Origin of the sequence: Paenibacillus sp. 1001270B_150601_E10 (assembly GCF_015558675.1) — a bacterium.
Taxonomy (GTDB): domain Bacteria; phylum Bacillota; class Bacilli; order Paenibacillales; family Paenibacillaceae; genus Paenibacillus_B.
Genome location: NZ_JADMOL010000009.1, coordinates 1 through 24387, shown reverse-complemented (window position 1 = coordinate 24387; position 24387 = coordinate 1). Strand labels below are relative to the sequence as shown.

Here is a 24387-nt window from a genome sequence, read left to right as displayed (position 1 = left end):
TTCATCCGCCTTTCAGCACAATTCTCTACGAATACGGCATTCAACTTTTTCCATTTTCACCAATAAAAAAAGGACATCTGCCGCTTAACTGACAGACATCCTTTAATTGATCATTAGGAATGAACCTTCTCCATCGAACGCTCCGCACCACGCTTATTAGGAGCCTGCTTCGCTTGTTCCGCACGCGATTCGCCTGATTCTTGAGGCTTAGGCCCCTTAGACTTGTGGTATCGATTGCGATTGCGGTTTGGCTTGCTGCGCTCTTGGCGCTCCCCTCGATTGGAACGATCCTTGCGTTCTCCTTGCTGTTCCTTGCTCGCATCCTGCTCGAGTCGAGACTGCTTGTCCGATGCTTTATTGAACTTCTTCCGATCTTGACGATCGCGTCTAGGCTGCTGATCAGCACGCTCCTTGCGTTCCTGGCGAGAGGCCGTTTCCTCCGCTCTAGCTGCTGTTGACCCATCAGCGCCTTCCTGCTCATGCCTCGCCTGTGCGCGCTTCGGCTGAAGGGAGATCCCTTCCTGCACAGCGGCGGCTGTTTCATTATATTCAGCTATATCGAGAGAAGAATTTACTTCACCCGTAAGGTCAATGTCCCCATCCTGAGGCAGTCGACCGCCTTTATTTGGAACCTTTTCCAAAATAAAATAGGCGCATCCAAAATTACAATACTCATTTATATAGTCCATAATGCTGGAAACAGAGCTGTCCTTTGTTGATTTTGGATGATTATCCTTAAAAAAACCTTTTAATCGCAGCTGATTATAGCCCCAATCTCCGACAATATAATCATAACGATCCAATACCTCACTATAACGATCCCGGAAGACCTCAGGATTCCAAGCCGTTCGATGCTCCTGCACGAGCTCATAGGTCTTTCCACCAATAAAGATCATACGAAGCCGTCCCTCCTCTCATAGTTTTATCGTATATCAAGATGCAAGCTCAAGCAATAAGGATCATTACAGGAATCGAATGAAGTTTATGCCTGAATAAGATTTTTCTGAGCGGATTGCACCTGCTCATGCGCATGGTAAGAGCTTCTTACGAGTGGACCCGATTCCACATGGCTGAAGCCGCGCTTCAATCCTTCTTCTTTCAAAACTGCAAATTCTTCAGGCGTATAATATTTTTCTACAACGAGATGCTTCGGTGTAGGCTGTAAATACTGTCCGATAGTCAAAATGTCCACGTCATTCGCACGAAGATCATCCATCGTCTTAAGAATCTCATCCCATTCCTCGCCTACGCCAAGCATAATGCTTGACTTGGTAGGAATCTTAGGCTGCATCCCCTTCGCACGGCGAAGAAGCTCCAACGTACGATCATATTTCGCTTTTGCACGGACCCGGTCGGATAGGCGTTCAACCGTTTCTACATTGTGATTCAATATATCAGGCTTTGCGTCCATAACAATTTTAAGGGCTTCTTCACTTCCCATAAAGTCAGGGATCAATACTTCTACTGAACAGAAAGGCAACCGCTTGCGAACGGCTTGAATCGTTGCAGCAAAGACGCCTGCACCGCCATCCTTCAAATCATCACGAGCAACAGACGTGATGACACAGTGACGAAGTCCCATACGCTCAGCGGCTTCGGCAACACGTTCTGGCTCTTGAAGATCAAGCTCTGTTGGCATTCCTGTATTTACCGCGCAGAATCGGCAAGCACGAGTACAAATGTCACCGAGAATCATGAATGTAGCTGTGCGGTTTGCCCAGCACTCATAAATGTTCGGACAACGCGCCTCTTCACATACGGTGTGGAGCGTCTTCGAACGCATCATATCTTTGATCTCTGTATAGTTTTCTCCAGTCGTAAGCTTAATACGAATCCAATCCGGCTTTTTCTGCCCTTGTTTTTTCATGGAGCAACCCTCTCTTCTATGTCACTTGTGAACTCGTTCAGAGAATATTATGTCACAATCACCTAAACAATGAAACCCCATAATGGGTACAGAATGACTGAAATGTTGTAATGAGAAGACTTTTCTTGTATCAATCTACGAGTAACTGCACTATAACAGTCATCCGACATCCACCTACTGCTATACTACAGTTTAACAAACAGCCACCAAAAACAACGGCCTTTTGTTAGATATTGTCTGAATTGGTTGTTATCATAACGAACCTTTCCAAGCTTAGCATACTTTATATTTCCAATCAATTTATTCCCTTATCACAATATAAGATTGGATAATAACAGAAGATCCGTACATCCTAATTATACAAAGCAGTCGGACAAGGTAAGGAGGTACTGTAGTGCTGCGCATATCCATACTCATCTCGGTATGCTTGCTATCATGGAACATCGGACTGCAATCGGTAGCAGAAGCATCGCCTCAAGCTGATTCAAAGTCTTCTGGCTCAGGAAATCAAGCAAGTTCGAAGCAATCTGATTCTTTTGAGCAGCGACGTAGCTTATACGAACGCTTTAGTGCATTAACCGGCATTCCATGGTACCGTTTAGCTGCTATAGATCAATATGAGCGAACGCTGACCAAAGCAAATAGCAAGTCTCGTGAACAAACAGCTCCTGTTATCAGTATTTATGTAGATCCCATCAAGTGGGCAGGGATGATGAATCCGGATCATGAGGATTCTAATCCCAAATCCATTCAATGGTTCCATGGTGTAGGCAAGGATGGTTCCGGGGATGGAGTTGCAAGCCGTGACAATGACATGGATCTTCTGTTTAGCATCGCATCTGTCATTGGTTCATCTGGGCTCCGCAATGATGATTTTGCCATAGGACTTTGGAAATATTACGAAAATAGCCGTGCGGTTCAGCGGATTCAGCAATTTGCTCGTTTATATGAGCATTTTGACCGACTGCAGTTGTCCGATTATACGTTCCCGCTTCCTCTAAAAACAAATTATGCGTATCGAAGTACATGGGGAATGGGACGACATTATGGAGGCTTCCGCATTCACGAAGGAACCGATATCTTTGCTCCACATGGGGTCCCTGTTCGGAGCACCTGTTATGGCGTCGTCGAGATAAAAGGCTGGAATCGTTATGGTGGGTGGCGCATAGGGATTCGAGACATTAATAATCTGTATCATTATTACGCTCACCTGTCTGGCTATGACAAAAATGTCAAACAGGGAGACATCGTCAGCCCAGGACAAGTCATTGGATGGGTCGGAAGTTCCGGTTATGGCAAACCAGGTACTCAAGGCAAGTTCCCGCCTCATCTTCACTACGGCATCTATCGTGACAAAGGGCTGATCGAGTACGCCTTTGACCCTTATCCTAACTTGAAGAGTTGGGAAAATAGCGACTACCGCAAGCTTAAGCAGAAAAAAAAGCAATAAACAAAAGAAGAAGAGACGCCTCCAAGTGCCGTACATATGGCTTATGGAAGCGTCTTTTTGCTATTCTGCTGCACCAGACGGCTCTAATGGAGGGACAGTAATGGTTTCTCCCTTTAGGTTCAGAGAGCCATCTGTGCCCGTTGGAAGCGAATGGGTTGATGAACCCGTGTTATTAGTGGAGACCCCATTTCCTTCGCCGCTGCTAATACCACTGGAGCCTGCTCCTGCCTGCCCCCCTTGCGAAGCCGTTTGGTCTGTAGGAAGCGGTGGCAGTGCGAGTGAAGGCGCTTGATCACGGTTGTCTCCGACAGGCTTTCCGCTGCCGTCATAGTAATACATCGGTACATCACCGACAACAAGTAGATAAGAGATCGGAATTTCGGTTTCAATAACCTCTGGCTCCATATCAAAAGGAATGACTATCGCCACTTCTTCCACAACCTTTACAAACACTTCGACGAGCACCATATTAATGCCTACTTCGCGCGGTCTGGTGTTCAGCTCTACCTTAACCGCTCCTTGCGGTTCCATCTTTACAGGTATACGTGGACCGAAAGATGCGATTATGGCACTTCCGAGCGCCTGTCCTAATGGAATATGATCATCAAACTGCTCCGTATCCAGCAGCGTCTGCTGAACGATGGCTGTTGTTTCGGACGTAATCCGCATATGCTCGTTATAATTTAGAATAAAGCTCGTGACCTTGCCTTGATTATCCGTCTTCCATTCAATCAGCTTATCAAGCTCCCGCCCCTGCATCACCTGACTGCTAATGGCATGATTGATCGCCTGCGTCGCGACCTGTTTAACGCGGATCTTAGCAAGATGCATCAGGGGACCTTTTAAATTTTGATCAACATAGATGAACATTTGGACAGATAAGAGAACGAAAATGATAAACGCAATGAACCACGCTCGACGTCTTCGCTTCGGTTTGGAGGGGGGAGACTTCCACCCTGCCATTGAGTTTGGCTTTGCAGCTTTATCTTGGCTTGCTTTTCCGTAAGGTACGGATTTCATGCCTCGATTCGATGTAGTCGAAGAAGAATGCCATCTTGTCCGCTTGGGGACAATGGAGCGGTTCACAGATGGCCAGTTTAGCGCTGGACGCCCCCATTTTCTCGTTCGTTTCGGTCCATTTATGTCTTGAAGCAGCCTTTTTAACGAATAGCGGCTTCCCCATCGCATATACACCCCTCCCATTCATCCATGCTAGCCTGTACCTTAATATGTATGCAGAGAGAGGGTTGTACCATTCGAGAAGCTTGCCTTACCAAATGAGTAAGAAAAACGGAATGATTTATTAAACCGCTATGTTAAAATGTAAATAAGATCATAGTCATTATTTTCTAATGTGGATGTGGAGGATTGATCATAAAATGAATAAAGACCTCAGCAAAGCCTATACCGCTGCTGTCTTCAATGCGCTAATCGTTGGGCTTTCCTTTCTGTTTTTGAAGCTCGCGCTATCGGATGCAAGTCCGCTTGACACCCTAGCCCATCGCTTCACCTTCTCCATTATTGCTGTGCTTGTGTTGGCTCTATTCCGAGTCATCAAGCTTGAGATCTCATGGCGGCACCTACTAAGAATTATGCCGCTTGGCCTTCTGTACCCAGCCTTGTTTTTTGGCTTTCAGAGCTTCGGTCTTCTGCATGCAACCTCATCAGAGGGCGGTATTTTGATGGCGCTTGTACCGATTTTCACTGTGTTTTTAGCTTCCATCTTTTTAAAAGAGAAGACCAACACGGGTCAAAAGCTCTCCATTCTGTTGTCGGTCGGCGGCGTCGTATTCATTCTGATCATGCAGGGAGCAGCTATCCAGTTCGATCACCTGACAGGATTGTTCTTATTACTTTTGTCCGTCCTATCATTGGCAGGCTATAACGTCCTTGCACGCCCGCTTGCCAAGAAATATAAGCCAATCGACTTGACCTGCATGATGCTCGCAATCGGATTTGTTGTGTTTAATGTGGCGGCACTCATTCCACACCTGATGAACGGTACGCTGCCTGCATTCTTTGCTCCTTTGAAGCAGCCTGCATTCTTGCTGTCGATTAGTTATCTCGGCATATTATCATCGCTTGTAACCGCCTTTTTATCCAACTATGCCTTGTCTAAGCTTGAAGCATATAAGATGAGCGTCTTTGGCAATCTTGGCACGATCATTACCATTTCTGCTGGAGTCATCTTTCTCGGTGAGCCGCTGTACAGCTATCACGTCATTGGAGCGCTCATGATCATTGCAGGGGTTCTGGGAACAAACCTTTTGGGTAAGAGAAAGCCTGTTCATACGTCGAAGTCCGTTCATTCCTCTCGATGAACGCGGTTAACATTTATTATTTGTTCAGATTTAATTGGATAATGGTTAATACATGATATACGGGAATAGGAAGATTTATTTGAATGGTAAAGCCTCCCTTCACAGTCATTGTGAGTTGGAGGCTTTATTTCTAGATGAAATAGTATAAGGGTCATCCACAATTTTCCTGCAAGCATTGACTTACGTTTCGTAACCTAGTATATTTTATATATTAAATGATTAAATGGTCATCTTATAGCCACTTAAATCATTGATCTCAAACGAAAGGATGAGCGACATGAAAAATGATATCCCTGCACTATGTCCGCGTTTTGAGAAAGCGATTGAACTATTAAGCAAGCGATGGGCCGCCCTCATCATCTATCAGCTGATGACAGGTCCGCAGCGGTTTGCCCATATTGAGCAGTCCCTTCCTAATCTTAGCTCAAAGGTGCTTTCCGATCGTCTGAAAGAGCTGGAGCATGAAGGCTTGATTCGCCGTGATGTTTATCCAGAAACGCCTGTCCGCATCGAATATTCGCTTACCGAGAAGGGACGAGCCTTGTCTCCCTTATTCGATGATATCGCATCCTGGGCAACGAAGTGGATTCAGCTTCCACAAGACACTAAAGCAGCAGAGGACTTGAACACATGAAACGGTTCTGGTTGTATGTCTTAGCGATATTATTCATGGATCAGGGTGCAAAGATTTGGATCCGATCTCATTTGGAGGTTGGCGACTCTATTGTCATCTGGGACAACGTCCTATCCTTTACCCGATATGAGAACAGCGGGGTTGCCTTCGGCTTATTGGAGGGCTACGGCCGTTTATTTGTACCTGCAGCCCTAATCGTGATTGGCGTTGTGCACTATTATCGCAAGCAAGGCCTGCTGTGCAAAGGAATTGGAGAGCTGGGAGCCAGTCTGCTTGTTGGCGGAGGTCTTGGCAATGCCATTGATCGGGTACTCTTTAATAAGGTGACTGACTTTGTATCCTTTACCTCCCGTAACGGCATCCTCAATCTCGCGGATTATGCCATTAATGCTGGCGTATTGCTCATCTTTATTGATCTTATCTTTATAGACCGGTTACGGAAAAAGCGTGAAACATCTGCTGCAGCAGAAGCCGTTGCATCCATAAAGTCCGATTCTTAAGACTTATTTCAAGCTTAAGAATGCGGGCTTTATTTTTCTCCAAGGACTCAACAACTGAGTCCTCATACACTCCATTTGTTGACCGAATAGCAAAAAGCAGCACGGCCGTATAGATACGGTTATGCTGCCTGAGTAAATCTTCGAAGCTCTTCCTCTTCTAAGAAAACTCCCTCTGCCTCATCGCTTCATACAGCATCACAGTCGTCGCCATCGCGACATTCAATGATTCCGCTTGCCCCTTCATCGGAATAATGATGTGATCCTCAACCAGTGCGTTTACTTCAGGGGAAACACCCTTGCCTTCATTCCCTACAACGAACCATGTCGGCTCTGTAAAGTCATAGGAATAACAGGTATGTGTCGCTTGAAGACTTGTGCTCGCGACACGGATCCCTTGCTTTTTGACCACTGGAAGCAGCTGAGACAAATCCGCTTCCACGACTGGAAGATGGAATAAGGAGCCCATCGTTGAACGGACGGTCTTGCTGTTATACAGATCAACCGTTCCTTTGCCAATGACAACTCCCGTCGCGCCAACCGCATCTGCGCTTCGAATAATCGTACCGAGGTTTCCTGGATCCTGTACACCGTCTACGACAATGACCAAAGGCTTCACCGCTTCAAGCAGCAATCGGTAATCATAACGTGGCTTGCCAATGACAGCAAAGATAGGCTGTGGCGTTTCTGTATCGGTACATTTCTTGATGATAGCTTCGGGCACTTCGATCCACTCGGTATCCAAGCTGCTCGATGCCCATTCTCGGAGTTCAGAGGGGATACCCGCTTCCATATCGTATACGATGCAGTGAACGCTTGCCTTAGAACGAAGCGCCTCTTGCACAAGATGAATGCCTTCCGCGATAAACAGCCCTTCTCGGTTGCGATATTTGCGTTCCTTCAGCTGTACCCACTGCTTTACGCGTGCATTCGTAAGAGATGTGATCTGTTGCTTTCTAATTGTGCTCATGATTCCTGAAATGCCAACTCCAGTTTGTTTAGATTATCATTCTGACCGACAATAACAAGAATATCGTCCTCTTGCAATCGATAATCGGCTAGCGGAGAAATATTAATATGTCCATTATTTTTAATCGCCATAATGTTGCAGCCAAATCGCGCACGAATGTCCAGCTCAATCAAGTTCTGGCCAACCATGCCTCTAGAGGCGCGAACCTCAACGATACTGTGGTTATCAGACAGCTCAATGTAATCCAAAATGTTTGGAGCGATCAGATTATGTGCAACGCGTGTTCCCATATCCCGCTCCGGGAATACGACCTTGTCTGCGCCGATCTTGCTTAATACCTTGCCATGAAGCTCATTTACAGCCTTGGTGACAATCATCGGAACTCCAAGATCCTTTAAGATCAGCGTCGTTAATATACTCGCTTGAATGTCTTGTCCAATGGACACGACAACAACGTCAAAGTTGCGAATCCCGAGCGCCTTCAGCGCTTCTTCATCGGTTGTGTCTGCGGATACCGCATGAGTAACCATATTGGCTACCTCTTGAATACGCTGCTCACTTTCATCAATGGCTAGAACCTCAAAGCCCATCTTGCTTAAGCTTTGAGCGACGCTTGAGCCGAAGCGTCCCATGCCTAGCACGGCATATTGTTTCTTTACTGCCAAAGGATTCACCTTCTCCATTACCGTCATTATTATGCTTTAGTATAACATAATGAGGGTCAATGTCCCACAATGCCAAGCTGCAATTTGCTTCCGATGCGTTGAGAATTCGCTATTCGGTTTTTCCATGCATGTGTTGGATTCGAGATGGTTACGATAGTGAAGAAGCCATACTATGCAGAAGGAGGCACAACAGATGAGTGTATTGCTGAATTTGCGCCAAGCCATCGCTCAGAAAGTATCAAACAAGAACGATGAGGATATTCGGGATATGATCGTCAATTCCGTTGACGGTGATGAAATGGCACTGCCTGGTCTCGGTGTATTGTTTGAAATGATCTGGAAGCAAAGCGATGAAGCGACACAAAACCAATTTATTCATACGATCCAGCAACAATTAGAAAGCACATAACGTACGCTTTTGATTGTTCTTTCGTATTCTTGAGTATAATTTGAGGCTTCATGTATGCTGGTAAGAAAAATGGGACGAGCGATTTCAAATCCCCGTCTTTTTTCCTTTGCGAGAAGCCGTAAAGGCGCGGGTATTTCCATCAAGGAAAATTCCCGCGTCTTAGTGATGCGCCAGCTTATCGTCTTATGAAATTATGGATCAAGCTAGAACACGCCCATTTTTCTTTGCGTATATGAGGTGCATAAACATATTTAATTGCTCCTCCTTCACCTCGTAACCGTGCTCTCTCCACCATGCCGCTAGCTGCGAGCGATCTCCGTAGTATTCATCCAGGATGCCTTCGATCTTATCTTGGCAGCCTGCCTCTTTAAGCTCGTTCATGCAATGCAAACGATGCGCCTGATCAACAAACATAAGGTCTGCAATCACAATGCGTCCATGATCAAGCAGAACATGATCGATTTCCTCCAATGCGATAAGCTTTTGCTCATCCGTTAGATGATGCAGGGCATAAGTCGACACCACGAAGTCAAACTTCTCATCCACCAAAGGCAGCTCCATCATATTTCCCAACAGCAGCCTAAATGATGGATGCTTCTCCCGGCACTGCATAAGCATGCCCTCTGACTGATCAATCCCTGTCATAAATGCGCCTTGCGCTTCACACAGAGCAGCTAGGTTTCCGGTTCCAATACCTAGATCGAGTCCGCGCTCCCCTTCCATTATCCCCGCCATATCCGCCGTCCTTTCCAAGATAGCCTCATAATCGGCATGAACATCAAGCGGATCTTCATGAAGACGAACAGCAAGGTCATAGCTTTTGGACTGCGCATTGAAGTTCCAGCGATCCTTCCAATCCTCTCTCAAATGCTTTAATGATTTCGAACGTTCCGTTATGCTTCTCATTTCTTCCATGACTTGTTCCTCCTTGTTCGTTAACAAACGATCCGTAAGCTGATCCATTTGCTTCATTAATAGTCGAATTTGAACCATTTCTTTGCCCAGCTCCTCACGTTTTCGCTGCAGGAGCGGTATCATACTCTTCAGGTTCGACTGCAGCACGTCATCCAAACAAAGCTGAATCTCATCGATAGAAAGACCCAGCTCTCTTAGCATCCCGATAACCTGAAGCACCTTCAGATCATCAACTGAGATCTCCCGATAGCCATTATCCGCATCCTTAACTAGCTTAATAAGACCTCGCTCCTCATAATATCGAATCGTGCGTGTCGTCATTCCTAATTGGCGAGCTGCCTCAAGTATTTTCATCTCATCACCTCATCCTTAGAACTGCCCCGTACAAAGCAGGTATTTAATAAGTTTCTTGGCCACCATAGATTCAGTGAAAAAAATCCATTACATGGTTGAAGCAAAGCTCTAATATGTCATTCATTAAGTCGGTTAATGGTACTGACACACCATCTATTAACGACTCTTTCAGCCTGTTACATGCATTGTACACATTGACGCAGCGTAAATGTAAAGACTCTGGCAAATAAAAAAACCTGCTGCAGCTTAAGCTACAACAGGTTTTCCATTTCTATCCGATAGCATTTAGATCAATCATAAGATGCTATACGGTCAAGGTGCCGTTTCTAGGAATTGTACTTCCGGCATCTTCTCCATCGCGGTACGCATCGCATATTCATTTTCAAACAGGGCTACAAAGTTATCATTCTTATCCTTTACAAGCTGAGAGTTAATTCGGAACTTAGCAGGATCGATATCCTTGCCGACTACCCAGCGTGCGAATTGGAACGTCAAACGCTGCAGCTGCACATCCACGCCATACTCCGCCTTCATCCGATATTCAAATACCTCGAATTGAAGCTGGCCGACAACGCCCAGAATCGTTTCATCGAAGACGCCTGTGCTTGTAAAGACTTGAATCGTACCTTCTTCCGTAAGCTGGTCGACACCCTTCTGATACTGCTTGTGCTTCAAAGCATTCTTCACGGTTACACGCGCAAAGATCTCAGGAGAGAACGTTGGAAGCTCATCGAACGTCACTTCCATCCCTTGGCTAAGGCTGTCTCCGATACGGAAAATACCCGGATCAAATAGACCGATAATGTCGCCTGGGAAGGCCTCTTCTACAATATCCCGATCCTGTGCCAGAAACTGCTGCGGCTGTGCAAGCTTGATTTCCTTGCCTACTCGTACATGCTTTACGGACATGCCGCGCGTAAACTTGCCTGAGCAGATGCGAAGGAAAGCAATACGGTCACGGTGCGCTGGGTTCATGTTTGCTTGAATCTTGAACACATAGCCAGAGAACTTCTCGTTCTCAGGCTCGATTGGCCCTTCTGTCGATTGACGTAACGAAGGCTGAGGCGCAAGCTGCAGGAAGTTCTCCAAGAACGTCTGCAGGCCAAAGTTGTTGATCGCACTGCCGAAGAACAGCGGTGTAAGCTCTCCACGGCTAACTTTCTCATAGTCAAATTGATCTCCAGCAACATCCAGGAGCTCAAGCTCCTCGCACAGCTGGTCGTGAAGAAACTCTCCTGCCATTTCGCGAATAACCGGATCGTGATAATCCTCAACCTTTTCGACCTTGATCGTGGAATGATCATCACCTTGGAACAGCTCTACTTGGTTTTTCATGCGGTCATAAATGCCGCACAGGTCGCGGCCCATACCGATCGGCCAATTCATAGGAACGGCGCGAATACCGAGCACCTGCTCCAGTTCCTCCATCAGATCAAATGGACTGCGTCCTTCGCGGTCGAGCTTGTTGATAAATGTAAAGATAGGAATGCCGCGCTTCGCACAAACTTGGAACAGCTTGATCGTCTGTGCCTCGACACCCTTCGCTACGTCAATCAACATGACCGCGCTGTCAGCCGCTGTTAGCGTACGGTACGTATCTTCACTGAAGTCTTGGTGACCCGGTGTATCCAGGATATTTACCCGATGACCATTATAATCGAATTGCATCACGGAAGAGGTGACAGAGATACCACGCTGCTTCTCGATCTCCATCCAGTCACTCGTTGCGTGACGATTTGCTTTTCTTGCTTTGACCGTTCCTGCAAGACGAATCGCGCCTCCGAAGAGAAGCAGCTTTTCTGTCAGCGTCGTTTTCCCGGCATCCGGGTGAGAGATAATCGCAAACGTGCGGCGCTTCGCGACTTCTTCTTGTAATTGTTCCGATAATTTGCTCATTCACATTGCCCTCTCATCACAAAATCACATAAGACCTATTTTAACACAAGAAAAGCCTCTATATGAAATATTCTCGAAGTGAATCGAGAGTTTCATCATAGAAGCTTTTCCCCTTTCTCTCATGCCAATCATTCTACTGTGCATGCGTTAAGCTTATGCGCTTAGGCTTCTGGCTGATAATAAGCACGCATTACGAGATTGACCACTTGAATATCGCCTGTAGACTCTACAAGTACAACCCAGTTGCTTGCAAGCGCTGATTGAATGAAGCTCGCATCTTTTTCGTTCAGCTTCAATCCATCAAAGCGGCCTTCCCCTTCTGTATAATCCTTCTCTGCTTCAAGGCCAAAGCGGAATTTAAGCCAATTTTTAAGACCATAGACCGTATTAAATGTCATCTGATAGCCTACCTTAACCGCCGCTTCCAGGTTCTCATTGTGCTCACTTGCATAAGATACCCACTCAGAGTAATCCGTTCCAGACTGTTCGAGCGGAGTAACGTCATTCTTCTCAATCACATCAAGAAGCTGTTCATCTGATAAACCAAAGCTGCGAGCTTTCTCAAGCAACACAGCGCTATTTTGAGAGATACGTGGCAATGCACTCATGTTCATCCGACCTTTCTATTCTTCATTCATGCTGTTGGGAATTCATGATGAATAAAATCCCGCTATTTTCATCGTCATACCAAATTTTGAGATGGTACAGTACGTAGAAAACATCTAAGTGTTATAAAACTAAGGAAAAGACTGTGCCCCTGATAAGAGCACAGCCATTTACCATTCATTGCACAAAGCCGCAACTGATGTGGCTTATTTCCAAACGACCGTGTCCTCTTCTTGACCATTAACTGGCCACCAGTGATAGCCATCCTGCTCCAGCAAGCGGTCGGCCGCAACGGGTCCCCATGAACCTGCAGGATACATCTGCAAATCTTCATTGGAGTCCTTCCAAGCTTCCGCAATACGATCCACGAATGCCCAAGCGGCAGCCACTTCGTCCCAGCGCGTGAAATAAGTAGAATCTCCGCGTGCGGCATCAAAGATCAGGCGCTCATAGGCTTCAGGCGTATTAATACCGATCATGCAGCTTTGGCAGAAGTCCATAGCAAGCGGTGTAATGCCGCCCTCTGCGCCAGGCGTCTTGCCATTAATGCGTACATAGATGCCTTCCATCGGATTCACTCGAATAACGAGCAAGTTCGGCTCAAGCTTATGCTTGCTGCCCAAATACACATTAGAAGGCATGCTCTTGAACTCCACGACAACCTCTGTCGTCTTCACCGGCAATCGCTTGCCTGTACGAATGTAGAACGGAACGCCCGCCCAGCGGAAGTTGTCCACTAAGACACGAGCAGCCAAGTAGGTTTCCGTATCAGAGACAGGATTCACCTTCTCCTCTTCACGGTATCCTGGCAATGCCTTGCCCTTATGGCTGCCAGCAGCATACTGTCCGCGCACCACATGGTTGGCTACATCCTCTGCGCTGGAATATTGGCGAAGCGAACGAAGCACCTTCACCTTCTCATCGCGGATGTCTTCTGGATGCAAGCGGCTAGGCGGCTCCATTGCGATCATCGTGAGCATCTGCAGCATATGGTTCTGTACCATATCGCGCAGAGCGCCTGCCTGATCGTAATAGCCACCGCGCTCTTCCACGCCTACGGTCTCTGACATCGAGATTTGCACGTTGGCAATATGTTTATTGTTCCAAAGCGGCTCAAAGAATGCATTCGCAAATCGAATGACTTCTATGTTCTGAACCATCTCTTTACCCAAATAATGGTCAATACGATAAATCTGATCCTCTTTAAATACACCTCGAAGCTCTTCATTAAGCTTTTCGGCAGACTTGAGATCATAACCAAATGGCTTCTCAATGACTAAACGGCTCCAGCCCTCAGTCTCCAGCATTCCGCCATCACGAAGATTGCGGGATACATTGCCGAAGAGCTCTGGCGCAAGCGCCAAATAGAACAAGCGGTTGCCTGGAATGTTGAACTCGCGCTCCATGCTTTCCGTTTGAATCTTTAGTTCTCGGAAGCCATCCACATTGTTAATATCTAGAGGCTTGTATTCAAAATGCTTTGCAAATTGCCCCCAGTCCTCATCCGCCTGAACCTGATAGCGACAGAATTCATCGATGGATGCACGGATATCAGCACGGAATTCATCATTTGTGCGAGGACGACGAGCGAGTCCTATAACAGCGAAGTTCTCCGTAAGTTTACCTTCACGGTACAAGCTATAAATCGCAGGGAACAGTTTACGGCGGGCAAGATCGCCTGTTGCGCCGAATATGTAAAAGACCGCACCCTCCGATAACATGGTTTCTTGAATCTGATTCTCAGTCATCTCTCTCCATCATCCTTACACTCGTTATAGACATCCCTATTTAAACTTTCGAATGTGATGCCATTTTATCACATAAAACGGCACGATTCCATCTTTGTTGACATCAAGCCATTAGTATTCTCCTGCTATTAAGGGTGTCCCAAAAGTAACCCTCGTTAACCCTGTTTCACCATTTTCGTGGGCGGCCACCTGCAAGTTCACACGGCTGTCCTTCATCTTAACGCCTTCGCCTAGGTAACTTACATTATAGGATACGCTTATCGTCCGATCGTCCTCGTAACGGTCCAGTGGTGTACTTTCTCCCAACTCTTGTATGGCAGCTTCCGCCTTGCTCCAAGCCTCTTTAAGCGGAATCGATGTTTCGGTCTTGACAGCGGCATTCCAATCTACTGCGTATCCTTCCTTCTTCAGCAATCCATACAGACGCTCCGCTTCCTTAATGGCGCCCTCTCTGCCTCCTTCTGCCGTGCCTTCAATCGTAACCGTGTAATAGGCTTTGCTATCCTGTTCAATAAACATCAGTACACGGCCAGTCCAGCCAGCGCCCGAATAATTCATCCGGTATACTTCCCTGCCGTTTTCCATAACCGGCAGAAGCCTTGAAGTTATGCCCGTCGCTTCGCGCCACGCTTCACGATCCTTCTCCCATAAAGAAGCCGTGGAGCCATAGGAGCCTTGAACCGTGATCGTTGTTGGCAAATGTCTTCCGCCAGTAAGATCAGCCAGCACCCACAGCGTATTTACCTTATTACCCATATCCGGCGATAGGATAACCTCCTCCTGCTTCTTCAAGCCAGTCAGCCAAGCCGAAGTAAAAGAGGACTCCATTCCAACCTTCACCGCTCCGCATAGCGCAAGCAGGATGAGACATAGTACAGCAAGCTTTCCTACATGCTTCTTATTCATCGCATAACCTCCATCTCCTATTTGTCTAGTCTTTATGAGCTAAACTTCTAGTAAGGTCTTTCAATCGTGAGCGACCTTTTTTCTTGGCAGGTATATTCGCAATAAGAACGATCATTTCTCTCGATGGTATTCATCCATCTCATGGAGTAAAATAGGCGGATTTCATTTTGGGCTTCTAGGTGATTAACCATACACGAATGACTATATGGAATACACTGTAGCTATAGGATACTGACAGGAGGCTATAGGTTATGGTGGAAATTCCTCTTAATGAGCAGATCATTTCGCAATTCTGCGGAAGACCTGTCTGTGTAATTACGCAAGACGGCACACGCTATATCGGCCAGTTAAGCCGCTGTAGTCAAGGCAAGCTTGTGCTAAATGAACAATCTCATGCTGCTGGTACTGCTACTGGTGGACATACCGACAAAGTTGAGGAAAGAGTTCCTAAGAAAGGGAAAAAATCAACCAAGCATAAAAGCAAAGCATCCACTGCTCCTGCTGCAACAACGAATTCAGAATATGGCCCTTATGGCGGCTATCCACCACCATATCCATATACCCCATATCCTTTCTTTGGTCCAAGAGTGGAGCTTGATCTCGCACTTATCACCTTATTATTTCTCCTTTTTATCTAAAGGTTCCTGCCCGAACTTTAAGGAGAAAAACTTCTTTTGCATACTCTTTCAAGGCTGCTTCAGCAATGAGCAATCATAACCCCAGGCTGTGTTCATCACGGGTATCATAAGCTGCAGGAACATCTGTCATATGTCGACATCTATATCTCTTCATAAAAAATACACCCCGATGTCTATTCGATCGACAACGGGGTGTATAAGTATGTCTATGCATCATGTCTTATCATTCAGCCGCAGCATTTGAATGAGACAAGCTCACCATGAACGAATCTCATACATACACATGCAAGCAAGCGTGATGCTATTTACTCTGCGAGACCATTTTTATAAGCATAAATCGCGGCCTGCGTCCGATCCTCTACGCCAAGCTTCGCTAAAATATTCGTCACATGGAACTTCACCGTCTTAATGCCGATAAACAGCTCATCTGCGATATCCTGATTGGACTTGCCTTTCGCAAGCAAAGTTAGCACGTCCATTTCCCGCTCCGTAAGCTGTTCATGGGCGGCCTGAGCAGGCTTTGGTTGACGGAATCGATTCATCATCTTGGAGGCAACCTGGGATTCAAGCACCGATTGTCCTCTTGCAGCTGCACGGATCGCTTCTGCAATCTCTGTTGCCCTTGATGTCTTGAGCAGGTAGCTGAACGCTCCAGCCTCGATAACGGGATACATCTTCTCATCGTCCAGATAGCTCGTTAGCACGATAACTTTGCAGTCCGGATGCAGCTGGAGCAGCTTACGCGTCGTTTCTATGCCGTCCATTCCGTCCATGACCAAGTCCATGAGAACGACATCGGGCTTATACTCCAGCGCCAGTCGTATGCCTTCTTCTCCGTTGCTCGCTTCCCCTACCACTTCAATGCCGTCTTCTGTGCTTAACACCGCAGCAAGACCGATCCGCACCATCTCATGGTCATCCACGAGCAGCACTTGAATCGGTGTCTCCATCTCCATTTCCATCGAATCCATCGTCAACCTCTTCCTCCTTCCAAATTGGCTCATCCTTCAGCACAGGGATACGAATCTCGATTCGCGTTCCTTTACCAGGTGCAGTAATAAACTGAATCGATCCACCGATCTCATGAACCCGTTCCTGCATCGTTTTAAGACCATAGCTCGCCTGCTTCTGATCCTCCCAATCGAATCCAACGCCGTTGTCTCGAATCATCAGCCGAACCGCATCCTCACGATTCTGAAGCTTGATCTCCATTCGCTCCGCCTTGGAATGCCGAAGCGCATTAGACATGGCCTCTTGCACAATTCGGAACAAATGATTCTCGACACCCTTAAGCAGGTGAATATCCTCATCTACCTCACAGTGAATATCAATCGGAACCTTTGATTGCAGTTCATGAATCAGCTCTCTAAGACCTTGGACAAGCCCTTTCCCCTCAAGATGCACAGGTCTCAAATGAAGCAGCAGCGCCCTCATCTCTGATTGGGCAACGGATGCCATCTCTTCAATGAGCTCCACCTGCCGCTCTGCTCGCTCATAATCGCGTCCTAGCGTTCTTTTTACAGCCGTCGCTGTCATCGAGATCGCGAACAACTGCTGACTGACCGCATCATGCAGCTCCCGCGCCAATCGTTGGCGCTCTTCCATAATAGCCGATATACGCGCTTGCTCTGCAAGCTGAGCGTTATTCGTGGATAGTCGCTGCAAGGAAGTCACCTGCTCCTCCCAGCGCTTGCTCACTCGGCCCAACTGTTCGGCAAGCTGCCCAAGCTCATCATGCCCAAGCTCAGGCATCGGCCTTGAAAGATTGCCCTTTTCCAAGAGCACCATCGATTCGCGCAGCAGCTCAATGCGATGCTTCATTTTATACCCTTGATAGAACCCGAACAAGATGGAAACGACCCCGACGACAATCACGGCTGACAAGGTCGCCTTGACTCCATCTATAAAGGTGTTAAAGGGCTGTACATACCCTGCAGATTGCATGATATAAACCACGATAAACAGCAATATAAAAGAAAGAAGCAACGTTTCTCCCATCATACGAATGACCATATTCACGCTCTTCTTGTTATTCATAGCGGATTCGCTGCTCCTTTCAATGTCAATGTCCTCTGATTAATGCAAGCGTATATCTACATCCCCAATGATGTAGGACAAATAGATCTTCACCCGCTGATCCGTTGTGTTATAGTGAGGCGAGCGCCAGGTCCATTTATTGAAAAATCCCGTATCTCGATCATGAACCACATCAATTTGTCCAAATAGTACGGTAGCCTCGATTTCGACACCTACATCATCTGGAATTGTAATATCGATATCTCCAAATACCCCTTGGAACAAGAGCGTCGTCTCATTCTCTTCTTGCATCGCAAGAGACAAATCAATATCGCTCTCTCCTACAATATGCCATAAGCTTTGGCTGTACAAGTGATAAGGTTCACGGTCCCACTTCAAACTTGTCATCAAGTTGTGACGCTTCATCGCCTGTACGTGAGGCTGTATCGATTTCGACCGGAAGTAGAAAAAGACAAGAGATAAAAGAATAATCCCGATAAATAACATTAAATGCTCAAGCAGAAGAATCGTTCCTCCGACTCCGAGCAAAATGTACCCAATCTTCGTTTCCGAATTCTGAATCTTTTGCACACCGAAGACAATCATAATGAGAGCGACAAAAGTGCCAAAGCTGATAAATTTTCCGATGAGAATTAGCAGCCCAACCACTATTAATACATAGGCTAGCAGCCGGTTGTTCATATTCATGTCGCACCTCCTATTCTTCTCATGTGGAAAAGGCAACTACGGCGATGCAACACGCATCGCCGTAGGCATTCTTATTTAGCATATCATAACCTATCGCTATTTCCCAAGCAATTATTCCTTCTTGCCAAGCTTTTGCTTCAAGGCTGCGATTTGCTCTTCCACTTTAAGTTGTTTTTCTGGGTCTACTGGCGGCTGGAAAGTGGATGCTGCTGTATTCGTGTAAGGGACACGAATGACTTCCGCTTCTGCCTCCATTTGCATAATCTTCTCTTCCATGCGATGGAAGCCTAAGGATGCACTTCCGCTTTCAATTGTATGAAGCGTGTTAATGGACGCCATTTGCTTGCGTGCTTTTGCCATTTGAGCACGAGCGGACAGTTCATTGCGCTTATTGCGCATTTTGTAGAACTCGTCTTTCATGGCGTGCATTTGGTGCATCAACTCATCTGCTTGTGCTTTTGCTTGTGCATGCAGGTCGTGGAATTCTACAACCTTTTGATCGTAATAGAGCTTCTCTTCCAAGAACTTGCGTGCCAGTTCCTCTTGTCCTGCTACCAAAGCGCGCTCTGCTTGAGCTTCACGCTCAGCAGCGACACGTACAGCCTCATCATAGCGCTGCTTCATGCGGCGCTCGTTTGCCATTTGCTTCGCAACCGTTACTTCTGCTTCGCGAATTTCTTGTTCCATGTCACGAAGATATTGATTCAACATTACTACTGGATCTTCAACCTTATCCAACAAATCGTGTACAGATGCCTTCGTCATATCCTTTATACGTTTAAATACTCCCATTTTACTTATCCCCTTTCTCGTACTTCGCGAGTTGTTCGCGCAATTGTTCGATTTCGTTCTTCATTGCTTTCTTCTCGATATCTTCCATCATCGAATCAAACTCTGAGCTGTTACGGTTTGAGCCGTATCCAGCTGTTTGATTATTGTACTGTTGTCCGTAAGTATTACGCTGTCCGTAATGGTTATTTCCTTTCGTTCCGTAAGCATTGCCGCCTGTGTAGCCTGTTCCTCCATTGTAGCCTTGATAATCATAGGCTTGACCATATGGGTTAGCGCCGTTGTTGAAGCCGTATGGGCCATATGGTCCGTAAGGCAAAGGCTCTTTTGGCACAACCAAGGCCAATACAAAGTAGATGAAGAGCGGCACGCCTGTGAAGATCACCGTAAGGACAGTCAACACCCGAACAAGCGTTGCATCAACGTTGAGCCATTCTGCGACTCCTCCACACACGCCGAAGAGCTTGCGGTCGCGTCTGGAACGATACAATTTCTTATTCATTACCTTGTCACTCCTTCGGTGTGTTCAGTTTCTCGCGCAGGCGCTGCATTTCTTGCTGCAGCTGTGCTTCTTTCTCATATGAACCTTGAATACTTTGATTCATATGGCGAATTTTGTTCAAGCTTTGTGTTTCCCACTCCATGTCGGTCACCCGATCTTCAAGACGTCTAAACACGCCGTCCGTCTGGTTGCCTCCATATTGGTTCGTGCGCTCATTCATGCGCTGCTGCAAACGAATCGTCTGCATGCGAGCAATGTACATTTGACGTTTGTCATATACAGTTTGAAATTCGCTCTTCAGCATATGGAGCTGCTCTTCAAGCTCGAGGATGGATTCCTTCGTGCGATTGTACAGGTCCGTATAATGCTGAACCTTCTCTTCATGGATCAGCTTCTCTTGCAAGGCAAGCTTCGCTGCGTATTCCTCGTCAGCCTTAAGCGCGATGAGCGCTTGCTGCTCTCTGCGATCACGCATCTCAATCGCTTGATTCATTTGCTGCTTCATTTGATTGGCGTGCATCACATATTGCTTATACAATCTTTCAGATTCGTTGATTTCTTGCTGAGTACGCATTAGAAACTGATCAATAAGTTGAATTGGATCTTCTGCGCGATCAAGACTTTCGTTCAATGTTGCTAGTGTAATGTCTCGTACCCGTCGAAAAATGCCGCTCATTCACCATATCCTCCTTCACTACGATCTTCTCATTATTTCGTTTAAAATGGACTTCTTCTTTGAGGTCCTTTCAGCATCGACACTCCCCAGAAGATAAGAGCTACGGCGAAGATAATGCCGATGAGCCAGGAGAACTTGCCGATCAAGCCAATCGCACCGATGATTAGGAATACCCAACCGAAGAAGGAATTCCCTGCCTTGATGCCGTAGTAGCCTAGAGCAACCAATGCGATCGGAATGAGGTATCCGAACAATCCTCCCAGGAATGGAGCAAACTTACCAAGCAAGATCAATCCACCAAATGCGATTAATACTATTGCCAATACGTTGTTTCTTTGCATGCTGTTCGTCACCGCCTTTCGTTTATCCCGTTTGCTTATGTCTTTATTTTAGGTGGTTTTAGGTTTTGCCAAAACAGGCTTCGGGCGGTTTTTGAACCTAGACCGAAGTCGGGGTACCCAACCACCCTAAGGTTGAGCCTATGTAGGACTTGCGCCTTTGCTGTTTCCTTTTCATCATCTTATCAACCCTATCTGGATTAGGCTATATAATAGAAGCGATTTTTACATGGCTTGATTTGATGCCTTGTTACGTCTATGAAAAGAGTGGATTTGAGTGGATACGCAACAGGTACCCATTCATGGTTCAGTTCAAAAAGATCACAGGTGCTATAAATCATCTTTACTCATATAATCGTGTTAGCCTATATGACCAGACAAACGATGGCTATCTCTTATTAGAATGTTTATATCTAGCATGAACCGTTCGAATGACGAAGAAGCATCGCATGTTGAGTGTTGCATCCATGAACTTCTTCACTGTTAAATGAAACGTTTTCGTGACAAAATCGTATGTAATCATATACAGTTAAATATTCCGCTTTTACACTTTTCATACAATGGAGTGAGGCCATGGAAACTCTATATTGGGGACTAATTATTTTCGGGGTGCTGTATGCGCTTGTAACGTTGTTGTTTAGTGAAGTGCTGGACCATTTTTTTGATGCGTTGATTGGAGATTCAGGACTTGATTTCTTCCAGCCGACGGTACTCGTAAGCGGCTTGACCGTCTTTGGCGCTGCAGGCCTTTTGCTCAGCCGCTATACCTTCCTGAGCACCGCTTGGATTATTGTGCTTGCGGTTGCAGGAGCCATTGCCGTCTCGATCGGTGTGTATTTCCTTTATGTTCGGCCGATGGAGAATAGCGAGAACTCGCTTAGCTATTCCATCCAGGATCTCGTTGGCTCCATAGGAGATGTTAGCATCTCCATCCCATCCAAAGGCTATGGTGAAGTTATGATTCGCATCGGGCTCACCAACACCAACCACATCGCAGCCTCATTTGAAGGCGAAGCCATTCCTCAAGATAGCCGAGTCGTTGTCGTGGAAGTAAAGGACCACACGGTATATGTTTCTCCATTAGATACGGGGAACTCGCTAGTGTAGTCTTTGTACTTATATAATAATTTCCCTTAAAAGGAGCGGATCGAATGATTGATGATGTATTGCTTATACCACTTATTGTGGTAGGTGTCATCGTAGTGCTTGGCTTGGCATTCTGGGCACGCTATAAGACCGTTAGCCCTGATGAAGCCATGATCGTAACAGGAACATACTTAGGCAGCCGCAACGTCCTCACCGACGAATCCGGTCGCAAGATGAAGATTGTCCGTGGCGGAGGCGCCTTTATCCTTCCGATCTTCCAACAATCTCAATTCTTATCCCTACTCTCACATAAGCTTGATGTTACGACTCCAGAGGTATACACCGAGCAAGGCGTACCTGTTATGACAGATGCTGTTGCGATCATCAAGATTGGCGGTTCTGTTGAAGATATCGCTACAGCTGCGGAACAATTCCTAGGCAAGCCTACAGAAGCCTTGAAGGCAGAAGCCCAAGAAGTGCTTGAGGGCCATCTTCGGGCAATCCTAGGTTCCATGACAGTCGAAGAAGTCTACCGCAACCGTGATCGCTTCGCCCAAGAGGTTCAATCCATTGCAGCCAAAGACCTTAAAAAGATGGGTCTGCAAATCGTATCTTTCACGATCAAAGACGTGCGTGATAAGCACGGCTACTTGGATGCACTCGGTAAGCCTCGTATAGCCGCTGTTAAGCGCGATGCTGATATTGCCGAAGCAGAGGCGGTGCGTGATTCCCGTATTCAAAAAGCGAAAGCCGAAGAAGAAGGAATGAAGGCAGAACTCCTTCGCGATACGAACGTAGCAGAAGCAACGAAGGCGAAGGAATTGAAGGTAGCCGTCTTTAAGCGCGAGCAGGATATGGCTCGGGCGGAAGCTGACCAGGCATACTTTATTCAGGAAGCTCGTTCCAAACAGAGCGTTGTCGAAGAGCAAATGCAGGTCGAATTGGTACGTAAAGAGCGTGAGATCGACCTCGAGGCGAAAGAGATTCTTCGCCGCGAGAAGCAGTATGACGCTGAAGTGAAGAAAAAGGCCGACGCTGAGCGCTACTCCGTCGTCCAAGCGGCGGAAGCTGAGAAGTCACGTAAAGTGCTCGAGGCAGATGCCTTGCAGTATCGTATCGAGGCTGAAGCGAAGGCACAAGCTGAGCAAAAGCGTCTTGAAGGTCTTGCGATTGCGGATGCCGAGCGCGCACGCGGTACAGCTGAAGCCGAGGTTATCCGCCTCCGAGGACTTGCCGAAGCAGAGGCGAAAGAGAAACTTGCTGAAGCGTTTGAAAACTATGGTCAGGCTGCGGTGCTCGATATTATCGTTAAAATGCTTCCTGAGCTTGCTGGAAAGGTTGCAGAGCCTATTAAGTCCATCGACAAGCTAACAGTTGTCGATACCGGCAATGGCGAAGGCGCAGCCCGCGTAAGCAACTATGTCACACAGTTAATGGCTACAGCCCCTCAAATGCTAAAGGATGTATCCGGGCTTGATGTCGAGAAGATGATTAAGCGATTCACAGAAGGAGCTGATTCAACGTCTAAGGCGAAAACATCAGCCGTTCTCCCAGTCATTGAAGAACCAGCTCGTTCAGCCGGAGAGCCAACCAAGGAATCATAATTATCATTGAAAAGTTATGATGACATCAACACGATTAAGGTAGTCTGATGAATTCATCATTTCATCAAAAAAGCCATGTGGGCAATAGCTGAGGACATTCCCTCTGCCGCGTCCAACATGGCTTTTTAGTTATCAGGAATCTAATCATTATATAACCAATGAAGACTATAATGACCAATCTAGCGTGAACCTAAGACTTACATATTCTTTACGCCTTAACTCGTCTCCTCTATATTGAAGCAACGGAATAAGTCATGATAAACTGTTTGCAACTTATGATCATGTATCAATTTTACTTTTGCATCTATCCTCTTCCATTACCTTTAACGTCGTATCGATCTAAACCCTTTCTCAAAAACCAAACTGGTATATTCCTTTCCTTCTTGGTATTCATCAACATCACTGCAACTATCGCTACTTGCAGCGTAAATCCTAGTTCCTAATTCCAGCTCCTGCGAAAGATAACAAAGTCTTGCAGATGTATATCCAACTTTTAATTCGTTTCTGCCTTAAAAAGCTTCGTATCATGATGCCTTGTGCATACAGGAATACTAAACGCTCACGTCACACACGTATAGAACGTTCTAAATATCAATCCAATATGAATGCATGCAGCCTCTTATGTACTGTATACTTCCATAATTCTTATGGTTATCATCGTAAACATCAAAAAGCAAAAAAAACTCCTAGAAAAACAAAAAAACTCAAGATCTCTTCTTGAGCTACGATTTACTAACTGGTGCCGGTGAGAGGACTCGAACCTCCACGGTTTCCCTCACGATTTTGAGTCGC

25 protein-coding genes are annotated in these 24387 nt (G+C 46.4%); 8 read left to right on the top strand and 17 right to left on the bottom strand.

Going from position 1 to position 24387, the window contains the following annotated elements; translation table 11 throughout:
• Window positions 1-113: 113 nt before the first annotated feature.
• Window positions 114-896 (bottom strand): YutD family protein, encoded by a 783-nt coding sequence (locus I2H74_RS18480; protein ID WP_195575722.1) that lies wholly within the window; start codon window positions 894-896, stop codon window positions 114-116.
• Window positions 897-982: 86 nt separating this feature from the next.
• Window positions 983-1867, bottom strand: a complete 885-nt coding sequence (gene lipA, locus I2H74_RS18475) for a lipoyl synthase (protein ID WP_195575721.1) — start codon at window positions 1865-1867, stop codon at window positions 983-985.
• A 403-nt stretch (window positions 1868-2270) separates the two neighbouring features.
• Here lipA and I2H74_RS18470 point away from each other — a divergent pair, with 403 nt between their 5' ends.
• On the top strand, window positions 2271-3317 hold the full coding sequence (locus I2H74_RS18470; protein WP_420707466.1) for a M23 family metallopeptidase: 1047 nt from the start codon (window positions 2271-2273) through the stop codon (window positions 3315-3317).
• Between the two features lie 60 nt (window positions 3318-3377).
• Here I2H74_RS18470 and yunB read toward each other — a convergent pair whose 3' ends face one another.
• On the bottom strand, window positions 3378-4505 hold the full coding sequence (gene yunB / locus I2H74_RS18465; protein ID WP_195575719.1) for a sporulation protein YunB: 1128 nt from the start codon (window positions 4503-4505) through the stop codon (window positions 3378-3380).
• A gap of 191 nt (window positions 4506-4696) precedes the next feature.
• Between yunB and I2H74_RS18460 the strand changes: the two genes are divergently transcribed.
• The 3 genes from I2H74_RS18460 to lspA all read left to right on the top strand — a co-directional run bounded on the left by I2H74_RS18460 (window position 4697) and on the right by lspA (window position 6772).
• Window positions 4697-5638: a DMT family transporter gene (locus I2H74_RS18460; protein WP_195575718.1), complete on the top strand. Its 942-nt coding sequence runs from the start codon at window positions 4697-4699 to the stop codon at window positions 5636-5638.
• Window positions 5639-5915: 277 nt separating this feature from the next.
• Window positions 5916-6272, top strand: coding sequence for a winged helix-turn-helix transcriptional regulator (locus I2H74_RS18455; RefSeq protein ID WP_195575717.1), 357 nt, complete (start codon window positions 5916-5918; stop codon window positions 6270-6272).
• Window positions 6269-6772, top strand: a complete 504-nt coding sequence (gene lspA, locus I2H74_RS18450; protein ID WP_195575716.1) for a signal peptidase II — start codon at window positions 6269-6271, stop codon at window positions 6770-6772. Before I2H74_RS18455 ends, lspA begins: the two co-directional genes overlap by 4 nt.
• Window positions 6773-6929: 157 nt before the next feature.
• Here the strand turns inward: lspA and I2H74_RS18445 are convergent, their stop codons facing one another.
• Entirely contained in the window at window positions 6930-7739 is an 810-nt protein-coding gene (locus I2H74_RS18445) for a TrmH family RNA methyltransferase (protein ID WP_195575715.1), read from the bottom strand.
• Window positions 7736-8422, bottom strand: coding sequence for a potassium channel family protein (locus I2H74_RS18440; protein ID WP_195575714.1), 687 nt, complete (start codon window positions 8420-8422; stop codon window positions 7736-7738). Before I2H74_RS18440 ends, I2H74_RS18445 begins: the two co-directional genes overlap by 4 nt.
• A 175-nt stretch (window positions 8423-8597) precedes the next feature.
• On the opposite strand from I2H74_RS18440, the gene sspI reads away from it, so the two are divergent.
• Complete coding sequence (gene sspI, locus I2H74_RS18435) at window positions 8598-8813, top strand: small acid-soluble spore protein SspI (protein ID WP_195575713.1); 216 nt, start codon at window positions 8598-8600, stop codon at window positions 8811-8813.
• A 198-nt stretch (window positions 8814-9011) separates the two neighbouring features.
• Here sspI and I2H74_RS18430 read toward each other — a convergent pair whose 3' ends face one another.
• The 5 genes from I2H74_RS18430 to I2H74_RS18410 all read right to left on the bottom strand — a co-directional run bounded on the left by I2H74_RS18430 (window position 9012) and on the right by I2H74_RS18410 (window position 15238).
• The gene (locus tag I2H74_RS18430; RefSeq protein WP_195575712.1) at window positions 9012-10082 is read right to left on the bottom strand and encodes a MerR family transcriptional regulator; all 1071 of its coding nucleotides are present in this window, start codon (window positions 10080-10082) and stop codon (window positions 9012-9014) included.
• Between the two features lie 312 nt (window positions 10083-10394).
• Window positions 10395-11978, bottom strand: a complete 1584-nt coding sequence (locus tag I2H74_RS18425) for a peptide chain release factor 3 (protein ID WP_195575711.1) — start codon at window positions 11976-11978, stop codon at window positions 10395-10397.
• Between the two features lie 161 nt (window positions 11979-12139).
• Complete coding sequence (locus tag I2H74_RS18420; RefSeq protein WP_195575710.1) at window positions 12140-12586, bottom strand: hypothetical protein; 447 nt, start codon at window positions 12584-12586, stop codon at window positions 12140-12142.
• A gap of 204 nt (window positions 12587-12790) precedes the next feature.
• Complete coding sequence (zwf, locus tag I2H74_RS18415) at window positions 12791-14332, bottom strand: glucose-6-phosphate dehydrogenase (protein WP_195575709.1); 1542 nt, start codon at window positions 14330-14332, stop codon at window positions 12791-12793.
• A 111-nt stretch (window positions 14333-14443) separates the two neighbouring features.
• Window positions 14444-15238, bottom strand: a complete 795-nt coding sequence (locus tag I2H74_RS18410; RefSeq protein ID WP_195575708.1) for a YwmB family TATA-box binding protein — start codon at window positions 15236-15238, stop codon at window positions 14444-14446.
• Window positions 15239-15489: 251 nt separating this feature from the next.
• On the opposite strand from I2H74_RS18410, the gene I2H74_RS18405 reads away from it, so the two are divergent.
• Window positions 15490-15876 carry a hypothetical protein gene (locus tag I2H74_RS18405; RefSeq protein ID WP_195575707.1) on the top strand — a complete coding sequence of 129 codons (387 nt, stop codon included), beginning with the start codon at window positions 15490-15492 and terminating at the stop codon, window positions 15874-15876.
• Window positions 15877-16181: 305 nt separating this feature from the next.
• On the opposite strand, the gene I2H74_RS18400 is transcribed toward I2H74_RS18405, so the two are convergent.
• From I2H74_RS18400 to I2H74_RS18370, 7 genes are all read right to left on the bottom strand, one after another.
• Window positions 16182-16838 carry a response regulator gene (locus I2H74_RS18400; RefSeq protein ID WP_195575830.1) on the bottom strand — a complete coding sequence of 219 codons (657 nt, stop codon included), beginning with the start codon at window positions 16836-16838 and terminating at the stop codon, window positions 16182-16184.
• A complete protein-coding gene (locus I2H74_RS18395) occupies window positions 16792-17913 on the bottom strand; it encodes a HAMP domain-containing sensor histidine kinase (RefSeq protein WP_195575706.1) in 1122 nt (373 codons plus the stop codon). Before I2H74_RS18395 ends, I2H74_RS18400 begins: the two co-directional genes overlap by 47 nt.
• Before the next feature lie 39 nt (window positions 17914-17952).
• Window positions 17953-18600: a cell wall-active antibiotics response protein LiaF gene (gene liaF / locus I2H74_RS18390; RefSeq protein WP_195575705.1), complete on the bottom strand. Its 648-nt coding sequence runs from the start codon at window positions 18598-18600 to the stop codon at window positions 17953-17955.
• 111 nt (window positions 18601-18711) lie between these two features.
• The gene (locus I2H74_RS18385; protein ID WP_195575704.1) at window positions 18712-19392 is read right to left on the bottom strand and encodes a PspA/IM30 family protein; all 681 of its coding nucleotides are present in this window, start codon (window positions 19390-19392) and stop codon (window positions 18712-18714) included.
• 1 nt (window position 19393) lies between these two features.
• A complete protein-coding gene (locus I2H74_RS18380) occupies window positions 19394-19891 on the bottom strand; it encodes a PspC domain-containing protein (RefSeq protein WP_195575703.1) in 498 nt (165 codons plus the stop codon).
• Window positions 19892-19898: 7 nt separating this feature from the next.
• Window positions 19899-20567 (bottom strand): PspA/IM30 family protein, encoded by a 669-nt coding sequence (locus tag I2H74_RS18375; protein WP_195575702.1) that lies wholly within the window; start codon window positions 20565-20567, stop codon window positions 19899-19901.
• 41 nt (window positions 20568-20608) lie between these two features.
• Window positions 20609-20908 (bottom strand): LiaF transmembrane domain-containing protein, encoded by a 300-nt coding sequence (locus tag I2H74_RS18370; protein WP_195575701.1) that lies wholly within the window; start codon window positions 20906-20908, stop codon window positions 20609-20611.
• A 570-nt stretch (window positions 20909-21478) separates the two neighbouring features.
• Here I2H74_RS18370 and I2H74_RS18365 point away from each other — a divergent pair.
• The gene (locus I2H74_RS18365) at window positions 21479-22012 is read left to right on the top strand and encodes a protease (RefSeq protein WP_195575700.1); all 534 of its coding nucleotides are present in this window, start codon (window positions 21479-21481) and stop codon (window positions 22010-22012) included.
• 44 nt (window positions 22013-22056) lie between these two features.
• Window positions 22057-23595, top strand: a complete 1539-nt coding sequence (locus I2H74_RS18360; RefSeq protein WP_324254107.1) for a flotillin family protein — start codon at window positions 22057-22059, stop codon at window positions 23593-23595.
• Window positions 23596-24387: the final 792 nt, after the last annotated feature.